Below are 13855 nucleotides of genomic sequence, written 5' to 3'. Positions count from 1 at the left end.
TTACCTCGTGCTGCTCCTTTACAATAGTACATTTTTCACTTTTTATTAAGTTTTATATCATTTCATATTAGGATTTGTCTCGGGAATAAAGATTCTCGTATTCCTGTTGTTGAGGGTTTTCGCTTCTCCATACGCCTCATCACACAGGATCTTCTGTGAGTTTATTCTCGGTACATCCTCAGAAATAGCAGGTTTTTCGTACTCTCCCTTGTCATTCATTATGTGTGCCTTCTCGGTGTCACGAAGTTCAAGTTCAAGTATGTGCCATGCTTTTTTCTTGAGTTCTTCATTCTCAATAGGGAAAAGAATCTCCACACGCCTCTCAAGGTTTCTCGGCATCCAGTCCGCGCTGCTTGCGTAGATTTCCCTGCTGCCTCCGTTCTCAAAACAGAATATCCTGCTGTGCTCAAGGAAATTACCAACTATGGACCTGACTGTAATATTCTCCGAAACGCCCTTTATTCCCGTCTTAAGGCAGCATATGCCCCTTACTATAAGGTCTATCTTAACTCCCGCACAGCTCGCAAGATAAAGCTCCGCGATGACATCCTTGTGGCATATCGCGTTCATCTTAGCAACAATCCTTGCAGGTTCATTCTTAAGAGCATGCTCTTTTTCCCTTCTGATAAGATCTATGATCCTGTCCTTAAGCCACAAAGGTGCAAGAGAGAGCTTGTTCCATCCAAGCGGCTCCGAATATCCCGAGAGCATATTAAACACAGCGGTCGCATCCTCACCAAATGCAGGTGCACAGGTGAAAAGACCTATATCTGTATATTGTTTTGCCGTCGAATCGTTATAGTTTCCGGTCGCAAGATGGACGTATCTCTTTATACCGTCCTCTTCCTTTCTGACTACAAGCGTTATCTTACAGTGCGTCTTAAGGCCGACAAGACCGTATATTACGTGGCATCCCGCTTTCTCAAGCATCTTTGCCCATACGATGTTATTCTCTTCATCAAACCTTGCCTTGAGCTCTACAAGCACGGTAACCTGCTTGCCGTTATCTGCTGCCTTTGCAAGCGCCGCGATAATAGGCGAGTTACCGCTTACTCTGTAAAGAGTCTGCTTAATGGCAAGAACTCCGGGATCGACTGCTGCCTCTTCGACAAACTTAACGACATTCTCAAATGTCTGATAAGGATGATGCATCAGTATATCGCCCTTACTTATCGCACTGAAAATATCTTTTTCCCCGATGAATTCAGGCACAGCGCTGGGCGGTCTGTATCCGTGTTCCTTCAGATGATCGAACCCTTCCACCTTATAGAGCTTCATCAAAAAAGTTAGATCTAGCGGTCCGTTCACCTTAAATATCTCATTGTCATCAACGTCAAGTTCTTCAGCGATAAGCTTTAAGAGTTTCTCATCCATTCCCGTAGAAACCTCAAGTCTTATAGCCTGTCCCCACTGGCGCTTTTTTATCTGCTTCTCGATCTCTTTAAGAAGATCTTCTGCCTCATCTTCATCAATTGAAAGATCGGCGTTTCGTTCAACCCTGTAAGGCGCACTCGCAATGACATCGTAGTTAAGATAGAGCTTATCTACGTTGTGCATTATGAGATTTTCAAGGAAGATATACTTTCCGAATTTATTCTCTTCGTTTCCCGGAATGTGAAAAAGCCTCGGAAGAACGTCAGGCACCTGAACGGTAGCAAAATCAACGTCGTCCTTACCCTCTTTCTTTTTAAGGAGCGCTCCGATATTAAGAGTCTTGTTCCTTATAAGCGGGAACGGCCTCGATGAATCTACCGCCATCGGCGTAAGAACCGGAAATACAACCTCATCAAAATACCTCTCCGCATAAGCAAGCTCTTTTCCCCCAAGCTCACTGATATCGCAGATATTAAACCCGTTCTCTTCAAGAAGGGGCAAAAGACAATCATTATAAACCGCATACTGATTCTCAGTAAAATCATGTAGCTTTTTGAGCACCTCATGAAGCTGCTTTGTTGCAGTCATTCCGGCGATATCCGGCTTTTTGTACTCCGCGTTTATCATGTCCTTCAAAGACGCAACGCGGACCATAAAAAACTCATCCAGATTGCTCGCAGAGATACTCAGAAACTTAACTCTCTCAAGAAGCGGATTCGACTCATCCTCGGCTTCGCAAAGAACCCTTTCGTTAAACTGAATCCAGCTAAGTTCTCTGTTTGTATAATATTTGGAGCTCTCAACATTGACGCTCGTTTTACCCACAGTTTTGTCCTTAGTCATAGCATCCCTCTCATATCTTTCACAGCATCTTCTTCTGCCTTATTACAGGCTTTACTCCGAAAACTTCTTCAAAAAATTCCGCTCTGTTTGTAAAAAGACCTTTTTCAAGCGTTATATCAGCCGCCGTATCAACGTTTATTACAAGTTCCCTCTCCTTGAGCTCGACGGTTACGTCCTTAAACTTCTGCTTATGCGTCCTGTCAAGGCCGTTGGCTACTCTTATTATCGCTGTGAGCTTGGCAATCCTTAAGTAGTCCTCTCTCGAAAGTCCGTCAAAGAACTTGCTCTTATTATTGTAATATTCAAAACTCTCGTGATTAAATCTGACTACATTGGCAACAATGGCTCTCTCTACATGGGAAAGACCGATAATCTCAGTCGACATTATTATGTTGTACGAACAATCTCCCAGATAAACAAGACTTATATACTTGCCGCAGTCATGAAGAATTGTCGCAATCTGCAAAAGAAGCTTCTCCCTCTCACCAAGACCATGAAGTTCCTTGGTACTGTCAAAGATAGTCAGCGCAATCTTCTGTAGCGTCTCTCTTCTTGATCTGCTACCCATGTATCTCTTTGAAATATTCTGGGCGCATGCGATGATATCCTGCTCAAAGTCATGAGGCGATTTTATATAATTCTTATTTTCCGCATATTCGTAAGCTATTCCGTCGCACAGAGTAATTCCGGGCGCCCATAGGTTTTCCGCCTTTGTGACGTCAAGAATACACTTAACAAGAACTCCCGCCACATGGAAAAGAGGCACATTTTCCTCCGGAATATTAAGCTTTTTGGCAACTTCAAGGTCACTCTTTTTATAAGCCTTTTTAAAGAGCTTACGAAACTCTTCCGCTGAAGCATAGCCCTCTCTCTCAGTGCCAAGCCCCATCTTCTGAAGTACGGGAGAAACGTAGTCATCAATGATGATAAGATTCTCGACTTTTTTGTCCTTAAGATGCATCTTACTAAAGACCGAAAGCCTTGAATTGATAAGCTCCGTTACAAGCTCCGCGTACTTAAGTCTCGATGCATGTACCTGTTCCATGGTGGTATGAAGACGAAGAACACCTGTCATTAGATTCTGCGTAACAACAAGTGTATCTTTTTCAAAAAGAGATATCTGTATACTTCCGCCTCCGATATCCGCAATCGCGGTAGGTTTTGAGATTATCTCTTCAAATTGATCGTATTTAAGAGCGATAGACTTATAGTCAATAAAACGCTGTTCAGAATTACTGAGAACATCAATGTGTATGCCGGTCCTGTTCTCTATAAGATCGCGGACTATCGCTATATCCTTGGTCTCTCTGATTGCACTCGTTCCGTAAGCCTGATAATGAGTTACTCCGTACTCCTTCATTATCTTCTTATACTCGGAGAGGATTCGGATCATCTCATCTACGTGATAACTCGATATCCTTCCCGTTGCATAAGTCTCACTTCCGATATCCATGCGGTGGCGCACGTGATCAAGCTCCCTTACGCCCTTTTTCATGGAAAGCTCAAAGATCTTCAGCGATATTTCATATGAACCGACATCAATTGCAGCAAATACTTCACCCGTCATAAGTTAAACCCCTCATAGTTTAATTTAGTATAAAATCAGTAATTACCGAGTATTCTAAGCATTTTTGCTTCCTCGCGAAGTCCGCGAAGAGCATTCTTAACTGCACTGTCTCCAAGATTCCCGTCGAAATCTATAAAGAATCTGTATTCCCAATTTCTGTCCTCGATAGGTCTTGACTCTATCTTGGTCATATTGAGATTGTTGTATATAAAATGTGACATGATGTGATAAAGAGAGCCTGCCTCGTGTGGAATTTCCATGCATATGCTTATCTTTTTCGCATCCTTCAAAAATACTTTCTGGTTTGTAACTATAATAAATCTTGTTGAATTTGAATCAGCCTGATTTATACCCTCTTTGATCACTTCAAGTCCGTAAACCTCTGCCGCTCCGGCACCTGCGATTGCTGCCTGTGATCTATCTTTTTCATCGGCAACTTTCTTAGCCGCAAAGGCATTGTTCTTCATACCGATCTGCTGAATACCGCTGTTGTCCGATAAGAACTTTGCGCTCTGCATAAGAGCCTGAGGATGAGCATAGACCGTCTTGATATCTTCAAGCTTCGCTCCGGGCACGCCCAAAAGACAATGCTTTATCTCTATTATCTGCTCTCCTACAATGTAGTGCTCATACTCCGCAAGAAGATCGTATATCTCGCTCACGATTCCGGCTGTCGAATTTTCAATCGGAAGAACCGCATAGTCAACGCTTCCTTCCTCCAAAAGAGCCATTGCATCCCTGAATGTCTCAACCGCCGTGCTGTTTACGTCTTTTCCAAAGAACTTCTTCATTGCTTCTTCCGAATAAGAGCCTGCAGCTCCCTGATAGCAAACTCTGGAGTTCTTTTTATCTATGCTGTCTTTCTGTATAAAAGGAAGATTCCCCGAAGCTCCTTTCTCTGAAAGTTTCTGATACTGAAGTTTTCTACTCATAGACATTAGCTGGGAAAAGAGCTCCTCAACGCCAATTCTGTTAAAATCAGAATGTGCAAGCGCCTTAACCGCCTTAAGCTTCTCATCTTCTCTTTGCTTGTCAAAAACTTTTTTTCCTACAGATATTTTATAATCAGCGACCTGTGACGCAACTTCCATTCTCTTTTCATAAAGTTCGACAATCTGCTTGTCTATAACATCAATCTCGCTTCGTAAATCTTTCAGATCCATATATTTGCGTATTCCTCCAAGTGTTAAATCTAATAGAATTTTAGAACAAATGCTTCTTGATAGCAAGAAATAACACGCCTATAATAATTATAACGGAAACATAAAAAGAGGTGGACAAATGACAAAACGAACTGCGGTTACTTTCGCTATCATTACTCTTATCATAGCATTTGTTGTTGCAGTCCATATCAAGGATCAGCAGATAGCTATGTTCCCATCCGATCATGGCAACCTGGCGGGCAATCTTCATAATTCCGGTCTTGTCTTTGAAATGGACGGCAAGGTCTTTTTTTCCAATCCCGCTGACAGCGATTGTCTTTATTCCATGGATCCCAACGAAACTAATCAGAAAAGACTCACCAGCATGGGAGTCAAATATATAAACGGTGCAAACGGTCTTCTGTATTTCTATATGGATTCGACCAAAAAATCCGACAAACTCTCGGGTCTTAGCACCGTCACCAACCAGTACGGCATCTACAGATGCAAGGCAAACGGACGGAACCAGACATGTCTTTTGAGGGACTTCTGCGGTGAAGTTCAGCTTTGCGGAGAATATCTGTATTTTCAGGTAAATAACGGTAACGGAGGAACTCTTGAGAAGATCAGAGTCGATCAGAAAAACCGCTCTACCGTCGCCAATGAAAAGATATCTCCCGTCTGCTACAACAACGGCACCATCTACTTTACAGGTGTTACCGAGGATCACAACATTCACACCCTGCAGACAACGGCAGGTGATGCGATATCCACCATTATCGAAGGAAATTACTTCTATCCTGTTGTTCAGGGAGATTATATATACTACATGAACGGCGACGACAATTACAGCTTGTGGCGCGCCAATCTTGCAAGCGGCAATTCACAGCCTGTTGTAAGCGACAGAATCGACTGTTTTGCCATGAACGACAACTATATTTACTACGCATTTTCCGATCCGAACGCTCCGTCTCTTAGGAGATGCAACCTTGACGGATCGGACACAGTAGTCTTATATGACGGAATTGTGAATAGTATAAATCTATCATCCAAATATGTTTATTTTAAGGTTTACGGATTGGATGATGTGATGTATCATATGCCATTGAGCGGATCGTCACCTGCTTCTATTTTTGTAAGTGCTTATTGATCCGTTTGAAATATTTTTTAGTAATCTTTTTGTATTTTATTGAGGAGACGGTATGAATAATATGCGACACATGATGAACCCCCTCGACTTCAGTGTATCTGAATTGGAGGACCTTTTCGATGTAGCTAACGACATTGAGAAAAATATGGAAGCCTACTCTCACAAGTGCGACGGAAAGCTTCTGGCTACATGCTTCTATGAACCAAGTACAAGAACAAGACTTAGTTTTGAAACAGCTATGTTAAGACTCGGAGGCAAGTGCCTCGGTTTTGCAGATGCAAGTAACTCTTCGGCAGCCAAGGGCGAAAGCGTTGCCGATACAATTCGTGTTATCTCTTGTTTCGCAGACATATGCGCCATGCGTCATCCCAAGGAAGGTGCTCCGATGGTAGCAGCTGCCAACTCCGAGATACCTGTTATAAACGCCGGTGACGGCGGCCATCAGCATCCTACACAGACACTTACCGATCTTCTTACAATCAGATCTTTACATGGTAAATTAGGCGATTTCACTATCGGTCTTTGCGGCGACCTTAAATTTGGTCGAACAGTCCACTCTTTGATAAATGCTCTGACAAGATATGAAGGAATTAATTTCATCTTTGTTTCTCCCAAGGAACTTCGTGTTCCCGATTACATAACAGAAATGCTCAACAACAAGGGCATCAAATATGAAGAAGTAATAAAGCTTGAAGAAGTTATGCCAAAGCTTGATTTCCTCTACATGACACGAGTCCAGAAAGAACGTTTCTTCAACGAGGAAGATTATATCAGACTTCGCAATTTCTACATTCTCGACGAAGCCAAGATGGCTCTTGCAAAAGAAAAAATGCACATTCTCCATCCTCTTCCGAGAGTAAACGAAATTGCGGTCGAGATTGACAAAGATCCCAGAGCTGCATATTTCAAACAGGTTCAATACGGTCTGTATGTAAGAATGGCGCTTATCCTTACGCTTCTTAATATGACAGATGCGCACATGAATGAAGGATTGCTTAAAAAATTCTAATAAACAGAAAGAGGTCATACATGTTAAATATCGGAAAAATTGAAGAAGGTTTTGTACTTGATCATATCCAGGCCGGAAAAGGCATGCAGATTTATAACCATTTGGGACTCAATAAGCTCGATTCTACGGTTGCCATAATAAAGAATGCCAAGAGTAAGGTTATGGGCAAAAAAGATATCTTAAAGGTTGAATGCGACATCGATACTCTCAACCTTGATATCCTTGCATATATCGATCACAATATCACTGTTAATGTTATCAAGTCCGGCGAGATCATCGAAAAGCGCGCTCTCGTACTTCCCAAGGAGATCACAAACGTTATCCGCTGCCACAATCCCAGATGTATTTCATCTATCGAGCAGGGACTTCCTCAGGTCTTCTATCTCGCTGACGAAAAGAACGAGGTTTACCGTTGCAAATACTGCGACGAGAAGTATACGGAAGGTGATGCTTCCAAGAACTAAGAATTCACTGATTTTTCTATTAAAAAAAGAGTCGCTTGCGGCTCTTTTTTAGATTCAAATGAAAATAATATTTCGATGAAATAATCTTATTGATTCAGATGAAAAGAGCCTTGAGAAATCATCCGCTTCTCAAGGCTTCTACTTCATGGGGTTTGTCTGTTGTATTTGTTTATATTATCAATTTATCAATATCCGAATTCCTGTGCCCAGTACCAGTTTCCGTCTGCTGCCTGGAATACTGCGATACCTACAGTCTTGTATCCGCCATCAAGAATGTTGGCAGCGTGTGTAGGTGAGTTCATCCATGCTGTGTAAACCGCATCAGCTGACTGATACAGCTTAGCAAGATTCTCACCGTACTGAACATTACTATCTACTGTCCAGAAATCAGATCCGTTAGGTCTTGTGTGTGAAAATGAAGTTGTGATCTCATTAGCTCTAACCTGAGCTGCTGATGTAAGAGCATCGCTCCATACGAGTGCTGAAAGTCCCTGAGCTGCTCTCTGCTGATTCATGAGGTTGAATACACCTGCGCAAGCATCAATAGCTGCCTGGCTTGATGCAGCTGATCCCGCAAGAGCAATTGCACCATCATCGATGTAGACTTCTCCGACGCCCTCGTCTGCTCCTCTTGCTGCAGCACCACCATCAAGTGCCCCCTCTTTGGTAGAACCGCAAGCTACAAAAGTAAAAGCAAGTACACATGAAAACATTACAGCGAAAAGTTTTTTTAAATTTCTCATATCCATCTCTCCTGCATAAGCATAAATATTAGGTACAACATAACCCTCTCATAACCTTAAATATACTTTAAAGCAATTCTTTTTATCGTTCAATATAGTTAATCACATTTTTTGGGTTAAAAATATCTATTATTTCACTTAAATAAGTTGTCCGATGAAATTTTTTTACCTAAATTTCGATACAATTCTTCAAACGCGCACTCCTACTGGATTTATAAAATTCACATTTTACCCTGTTGATTCGAATGTATGTTCGTTGTATAGTGTTAATGTAATAAAAAAATCCGTTTTTATCTATACTTTATCGTTTAAGAGGGCATGTTTGAACAATATTTCGTACAATTATGACAATTATATATTTCACATCGATGTAAACTCAGCATTTCTCTCATGGTCAGCACTAAAAAAGCTCCGCGAAGAGCCGGGGAGCATCGATCTAAGGACTATTCCTTCTGCTGTGGGAGGCGACGTCAAGACCCGCCACGGAATTATCACCGCCAAGTCAATCCCTGCAAAAAAATACGGGATTGTCACAGGTGAGCCCGTCATTAAGGCGCTCCAGAAATGTCCTAAACTCGTCCTTGTTCAATCTGACTTTGCGACTTACAGAGAATACTCTCACGCTTTCATCGATATATTAAACAAGTATTCTCCGTGTGTTCAGCAGGTATCCGTCGATGAAGCGTATCTTGATATGACGGGAACGGAATCTGTCTACGCAGATCTTTCCTCACCAGATAAGCCCTTTCCCATCTGTGTTGCCGATAAGATAAAGAACGAGATACGAGACACTCTGGGCTTTACCGTCAATGTCGGGATTTCGAGCAATAAACTCCTTGCAAAGATGGCAAGTGACTTTACCAAGCCCGACAGGATTCACACTCTTTTCCCCGACGAGGTAGAAAAGAAAATGTGGCCGCTTCCCATAGGCGACTTATACGGATGCGGCAAAGCGACCGCCGACAGACTCATGAACATCGGAATCCGAACAATCGGAGATGCCGCAAACTCCGATCCTGTTATGTTAACTCATATACTTGGAGAAAATATCGGAAGCTATATCTATTACAGCGCAAACGGTTACGGAAGCACCGAAGTATCGGGAGAATACGAAGAGGCTAAGAGTTATTCCAATGAAACTACTCTTTCATCGGACCTTACGGCAGATAACTATGATAAAGATATTATTCCCGTTCTGAAACATTTATCCGAGAGCGTATCACGAAGGCTAAGGCGCGATGGTGTTTTTGGCCGCACCGTTACCGTATCGGTTAAGACAACAGATTTTAGGCGTCACTCCTGTCAGATGCAGCTTGAAAATTCGATTGACGATGCAGATAAACTCTTTGTTTATTCCAAAGAGCTTGCAGATAAGATGATGCTCGGAACTGACGGACTGTTTATGAAAGGCGAAAACGTAAGGCTTGTAGGCGTCGGTGTTAGTAAACTCGACGACGGTTCCTACAGACAGCTCTCACTGTTTGATGTTTCATTTAATAGTAACAACAGCAACAATAAGAACGATGAACGAACCAAGAGACTAAATAAAATGGCTGATGAAATCAATCTTAAATTCGGAAAAGATACTATAAAGAAGGGACGCGTTTGATATTCAATATAAAAGCAGATTTATACAATTTGTTATATGTATAAATCTGCTTTTATCTTTATATTCTCATCGCCGTTTTCATATCTTCGGGAAGTTCCGCTTCGAAAGAAAGCTTTTCTCCCGTTATAGGCTGCTCAAACTCAAGGTGGCAAGCGTGTAATGCTGCCCTTGTAAGTCCTTTGTTATCTTCAATCTCTTTTCCGTAAAGATTATCTCCAAGAAGCGGGTGCCCGAGGTATGACATATGGACTCTTATCTGGTGCGTTCTTCCGGTATCGAGCTTAAGGCGTACCAATGAAAAATCATTAAACTCTTTTTCAACCTTATAATGAGTTATCGCTCTCTTACCGTCATCTCGGACTTCTCTTATCATCCTTTGGCCGGGGATTCTCTCAATCGGAGCATCTACCGTTCCTTCTTTTTCATCAAAGATTCCGTTGCACAGAGCTAAGTACTCTTTTCTGCGTGACATATTCTCATTCTTACGCGAAAGAATCGACGCACTGTGCCTGTTCTTTGCAAAAATAATAAGTCCCGACGTTTCCCTGTCGAGCCTTCCTATCACACGCATAACATGTTCCTGCCCCGTTCTTACATAGTATCCGGCAAGTGCATTGCTGAGCGAATCCTTGTAATGAGCATACGAAGGATGCACAACCTGATCTCCTTTTTTATTTAATAAGATAAGATCTTCATCCTCATAAACAACATCTACCGGCTCGTCACTCGGCACAATTTCAGAGCTATTCTCTATATCTTCATACAACCTGACTGTAAGTACGTCACCCGGCATAAGCTCTGAGATAATTCTAATCGGCATTCCCTTGCACATAACACCGTCATCAAATTGTTTGCACCTGCTGACCTCCCTGCTCGAGAGCATGAGACGCTCTCTCATAATCTCGCCCGCAGTCAGCCTTCCGTCTGCTTCTGTCACTGTATATTCGATTTCTCTGTATTCTTTATTCATTACAATAAATCTTCAACTGTTCTTACTTCTGCATCGTGTCTAATTATATCACGCTTCCCTTAGTACAGACTCGTTGAATCCTACCAGCTCACCCAAACTATCAACAATTTTGTATTTGCGTTCCTTATTTTCTGTTCTTTCTTCTGTATACTCAAAGTGCATGTTCCGGCTTTGTTCAATAAAGCGCTCCGCAATTCTCTTGTTCTTATCTTTACTGTTCATATTATTTCTTCCTCCGCTTGATACCCTTCTAAATTAACAACGCTCTCAAACTGCCTAATCTAAATTCTCTTACGAATGAATGCTTGATATCCTTCTGAATTAACAACGCTCTCAAACCGGTGTGGAACTTGACGATCTAACGGGACGGCTTGATATCCTTCTGAATTAACAACGCTCTCAAACTGCCTAATCTAAATTCTCTTACGAATGAATGCTTGATATCCTTCTGAATTAACAACGCTCTCAAACGGTGTGGAACTTGACGATCTAACGGGACGGCTTGATATCCTTCTGAATTAACAACGCTCTCAAACTGCCTAATCTAAATTCTCTTACGAATGAATGCTTGATATCCTTCTGAATTAACAACGCTCTCAAACCGTGCCATTATTCGTCCTCCTGCTCCATATGCTTGATATCCTTCTGAATTAACAACGCTCTCAAACGGAGTTACTGCACCACCTTCGGGAATTGCTGCTTGATATCCTTCTGAATTAACAACGCTCTCAAACTAAAACAATTGCCTTATTACTTCTACCCTGGCTTGATATCCTTCTGAATTAACAACGCTCTCAAACTAAATCATAATCTCACAGTCACCGCTATTAGCTTGATATCCTTCTGAATTAACAACGCTCTCAAACAAGAGTATGGAGGAAGATGATGACTGATAAGCTTGATATCCTTCTGAATTAACAACGCTCTCAAACTGAGCGTTGCTGTTGAAAATGTATCTGAAGGCTTGATATCCTTCTGAATTAACAACGCTCTCAAACCTCAAATTAAAATTCGGGGTTCTCACCGAGCAAAATTACCGCCGTAATCTGTCAATTCATATATCGAAGTTATGTGTTATATAAACCTGTTCGCTATACTCAGCCCTTTACGGCTCTATTACGCATAAATCCGCATCAACTACAATATTATATTCACAATTTATTTTATCACAATAGTTCGCCTGCACTACTACAAGCTGCACTTTCTCGTATATAACAGCTTCATATACACTTTTTATTTCATTGTCGGTAAGATATTGTTTTAGATTTACAAATATAAAAACATTTGTCTTCAATATTCTATGCAGCAATTTAATATAGTCAATAATTTTTGAAACAAGCCCGTCATCATCTGTAAGGAGCTTTACTTCATACATCTTAAAAATATCCGCCACATCAACCTCAAGCTCATAGGTAATTGCATAATCAAGCTTTGCACCTATATTATCTATGAAATCAATGTTCTGCCTATTTATCTCTGCAAAACTTTCAATTTGATCTTCGGAAGCAATAGCTTTCATTTCTGAATATATTGCATTTAAAATTTTCCTATCATTGCAGTTAATGCCAAAAGGATTAAAAATCATATCGGCGACCTTAGATAATTTCAGTATTGCATCTTCTTCGGATATAATAGTCTCCCCTTCCAGCCCTGATATCTGCATCCACAAATCGCTTAATATTTTTGAAAAAACATCAGGCTTTTCCAATGTCAGTGTAAATACTTTATCTTCCGGAATATTTATATCAAGTCCCAGCTCAGAATATACAAATCTCATAATATTATCAGCCTTTCATCACTTTCAATAGTATCCGATTTGTGCTCACCAACAATATAATCCATTTTTGAATACTGCTTCTCAGTAACTCTGAGCAACTGCACAAGCCCCTTTGGAGGTTTATTCTTTTTTACATTCTCGACAAGTGCATCTGCAATCCCCGAATTTGGCACAAGCTTAACATATACAGATTCCTGAACCATCATAAAACCTGCTTTTACAAGATATTTTCGGAAATACCTGTATTCTTTTCTATCTGATGATGTAAGCACAGGCAAGTCAAAAAACACAATTACTCTCATATACCTATAACTCATACCTATAGAATTTTATCTCCGATAAATCATTGTCATTAATCGCATCAAATACACTTTTTGTATAAATTTTAATTGCATTGGTTAATATTTCATTTCTCCCGCCTATATTTACCTCCTGTTGCAAAATCTTTATAATCTCAATCTTTTCCTCGTGCTCAAACTTTTCAGGCTTCAAATTAACTACACACCTGTCAACAATGGTTCTTAACGGTTCCATTAGGTCAGATCCGAGATTAAATGGATTAAACATGTTGTTATGAAACAGTCCTATCTGCGTAAGATACCCATTAGCAGTTATTTCCCTGTTAAAAGTTGAAAGAATTATTCCATAGCCATAATTAAGAGCTGCATTTATACTGTTTTCTGCCGTCCTTGTGAATTTTTTTCCAAACAGTGCATTGAAATAAACCTTTGCGGCGTGTCCCTCTCTGTTTGTCTCATCCCCCGGTTCAACCTGTTTTACATATTCATCAAGCATCTCGGCCTCAGCCTTTCCAATCTCGTGCAGAAATAAAGCCTGATTTCGTATCTTCTCTGTTACAATTTCTGTCCATACCAATTTCTTGGTGTCGGAAGACCATGCAATCTGATTTCTTATCTTTTCACTTGTATCATGGCTACCGTAATATCCAACAAGTTCAGAACAGGGATTTCGTTTTTCATCACAAAAAATCACTTTGACCTTCTGCTTCTGAAGTTCGCATAGAAGTGCTGCTGTCAGAGATACAGCTGTAGATTCAATCATCAATATCTGAATTTCGCTTATATGAATCTTTGTAACAGTATCTCTGCGAACAACCATATATCCCATTTGATAATCTAACTTGGCACTATTTGAAATTACGACAGTTCTCCAGCTCATATCGTTCTCCCAAAACCAAATCAAACCA

13 protein-coding genes and 1 CRISPR repeat array are annotated in these 13855 nt (G+C 40.9%); of the genes, 4 read left to right on the top strand and 9 right to left on the bottom strand.

Translation table 11 applies throughout. The features are described 5' to 3' along the window. Positions 1-57: 57 nt before the first annotated feature. Genes G628_RS0107050 through pheA form a run of 3 tightly spaced genes read right to left on the bottom strand, consistent with a single transcriptional unit; the run spans position 58 to position 4947 of the window. A complete protein-coding gene (locus tag G628_RS0107050) occupies positions 58-2217 on the bottom strand; it encodes an RNA degradosome polyphosphate kinase (RefSeq protein WP_051199072.1) in 2160 nt (719 codons plus the stop codon). Positions 2218-2236: 19 nt separating this feature from the next. Next, positions 2237-3784 carry an HD domain-containing protein gene (locus tag G628_RS0107045; protein ID WP_026654639.1) on the bottom strand — a complete coding sequence of 516 codons (1548 nt, stop codon included), beginning with the start codon at positions 3782-3784 and terminating at the stop codon, positions 2237-2239. A 35-nt stretch (positions 3785-3819) separates the two neighbouring features. Further along, positions 3820-4947: a prephenate dehydratase gene (gene pheA / locus G628_RS0107040; protein ID WP_026654638.1), complete on the bottom strand. Its 1128-nt coding sequence runs from the start codon at positions 4945-4947 to the stop codon at positions 3820-3822. 118 nt (positions 4948-5065) lie between these two features. Here pheA and G628_RS0107035 point away from each other — a divergent pair, with 118 nt between their 5' ends. The 3 genes from G628_RS0107035 (at position 5066) to G628_RS0107025 (ending at position 7549) form a co-directional block, all read left to right on the top strand. After that, positions 5066-6076, top strand: coding sequence for a DUF5050 domain-containing protein (locus tag G628_RS0107035; protein WP_027208820.1), 1011 nt, complete (start codon positions 5066-5068; stop codon positions 6074-6076). A gap of 61 nt (positions 6077-6137) precedes the next feature. After that, the gene (pyrB, locus tag G628_RS0107030; protein WP_034500714.1) at positions 6138-7085 is read left to right on the top strand and encodes an aspartate carbamoyltransferase; all 948 of its coding nucleotides are present in this window, start codon (positions 6138-6140) and stop codon (positions 7083-7085) included. 20 nt (positions 7086-7105) lie between these two features. After that, the gene (locus G628_RS0107025) at positions 7106-7549 is read left to right on the top strand and encodes an aspartate carbamoyltransferase regulatory subunit (protein WP_026654634.1); all 444 of its coding nucleotides are present in this window, start codon (positions 7106-7108) and stop codon (positions 7547-7549) included. A 185-nt stretch (positions 7550-7734) separates the two neighbouring features. Here G628_RS0107025 and G628_RS16700 read toward each other — a convergent pair whose 3' ends face one another. Continuing rightward, on the bottom strand, positions 7735-8292 hold the full coding sequence (locus tag G628_RS16700; RefSeq protein WP_051199071.1) for a CAP domain-containing protein: 558 nt from the start codon (positions 8290-8292) through the stop codon (positions 7735-7737). Between the two features lie 322 nt (positions 8293-8614). Between G628_RS16700 and G628_RS16695 the strand changes: the two genes are divergently transcribed. After that, a complete protein-coding gene (locus tag G628_RS16695) occupies positions 8615-9901 on the top strand; it encodes a DNA polymerase Y family protein (RefSeq protein WP_196803727.1) in 1287 nt (428 codons plus the stop codon). A gap of 58 nt (positions 9902-9959) precedes the next feature. On the opposite strand, the gene G628_RS0107010 is transcribed toward G628_RS16695, so the two are convergent. From G628_RS0107010 to cas1, 5 genes are all read right to left on the bottom strand, one after another. Beyond that, on the bottom strand, positions 9960-10871 hold the full coding sequence (locus tag G628_RS0107010; RefSeq protein ID WP_027208818.1) for an RluA family pseudouridine synthase: 912 nt from the start codon (positions 10869-10871) through the stop codon (positions 9960-9962). A gap of 48 nt (positions 10872-10919) precedes the next feature. Then, positions 10920-11093 (bottom strand): hypothetical protein, encoded by a 174-nt coding sequence (locus G628_RS18715; RefSeq protein WP_155833783.1) that lies wholly within the window; start codon positions 11091-11093, stop codon positions 10920-10922. A 15-nt stretch (positions 11094-11108) separates the two neighbouring features. Further along, positions 11109-11869: a CRISPR direct-repeat array (repeat unit 36 nt; unit sequence GCTTGATATCCTTCTGAATTAACAACGCTCTCAAAC). A gap of 107 nt (positions 11870-11976) precedes the next feature. Next, positions 11977-12648 (bottom strand): type II-A CRISPR-associated protein Csn2, encoded by a 672-nt coding sequence (gene csn2, locus G628_RS0107000; protein WP_027208817.1) that lies wholly within the window; start codon positions 12646-12648, stop codon positions 11977-11979. Further along, positions 12645-12950, bottom strand: coding sequence for a CRISPR-associated endonuclease Cas2 (cas2, locus tag G628_RS0106995; protein WP_027208816.1), 306 nt, complete (start codon positions 12948-12950; stop codon positions 12645-12647). The genes csn2 and cas2 overlap by 4 nt, the downstream gene beginning before the upstream one ends. 4 nt (positions 12951-12954) lie before the next feature. Then, positions 12955-13827: a type II CRISPR-associated endonuclease Cas1 gene (cas1, locus tag G628_RS0106990; RefSeq protein WP_027208815.1), complete on the bottom strand. Its 873-nt coding sequence runs from the start codon at positions 13825-13827 to the stop codon at positions 12955-12957. Between the last annotated feature and the right edge of the window lie 28 nt (positions 13828-13855).

The sequence above is a fragment of the Butyrivibrio hungatei NK4A153 genome, from assembly GCF_000424465.1.
Lineage (GTDB): Bacteria > Bacillota > Clostridia > Lachnospirales > Lachnospiraceae > Butyrivibrio > Butyrivibrio hungatei_A.
This window is presented reverse-complemented; position numbering and strand designations above follow the sequence as displayed.

Excerpts from the sequence above, each read along its gene's own strand:
- G628_RS0107050 (WP_051199072.1), bottom strand. The coding sequence starts at position 2,217 with ATGACTAAGGACAAAACTGTGGGTAAAACGAGCGTCAATGTTGAGAGC.
- G628_RS18715 (WP_155833783.1), bottom strand. The coding sequence starts at position 11,093 with ATGAACAGTAAAGATAAGAACAAGAGAATTGCGGAGCGCTTTATTGAA.
- G628_RS0107045 (WP_026654639.1), bottom strand. The coding sequence starts at position 3,784 with ATGACGGGTGAAGTATTTGCTGCAATTGATGTCGGTTCATATGAAATA.
- cas1 (WP_027208815.1), bottom strand. The coding sequence starts at position 13,827 with ATGAGCTGGAGAACTGTCGTAATTTCAAATAGTGCCAAGTTAGATTAT.
- csn2 (WP_027208817.1), bottom strand. The coding sequence starts at position 12,648 with ATGAGATTTGTATATTCTGAGCTGGGACTTGATATAAATATTCCGGAA.
- pyrB (WP_034500714.1), top strand. The coding sequence starts at position 6,138 with ATGCGACACATGATGAACCCCCTCGACTTCAGTGTATCTGAATTGGAG.
- pheA (WP_026654638.1), bottom strand. The coding sequence starts at position 4,947 with ATGGATCTGAAAGATTTACGAAGCGAGATTGATGTTATAGACAAGCAG.
- G628_RS0107035 (WP_027208820.1), top strand. The coding sequence starts at position 5,066 with ATGACAAAACGAACTGCGGTTACTTTCGCTATCATTACTCTTATCATA.
- G628_RS16700 (WP_051199071.1), bottom strand. The coding sequence starts at position 8,292 with ATGAGAAATTTAAAAAAACTTTTCGCTGTAATGTTTTCATGTGTACTT.
- cas2 (WP_027208816.1), bottom strand. The coding sequence starts at position 12,950 with ATGAGAGTAATTGTGTTTTTTGACTTGCCTGTGCTTACATCATCAGAT.
- G628_RS0107010 (WP_027208818.1), bottom strand. The coding sequence starts at position 10,871 with ATGAATAAAGAATACAGAGAAATCGAATATACAGTGACAGAAGCAGAC.
- G628_RS0107025 (WP_026654634.1), top strand. The coding sequence starts at position 7,106 with ATGTTAAATATCGGAAAAATTGAAGAAGGTTTTGTACTTGATCATATC.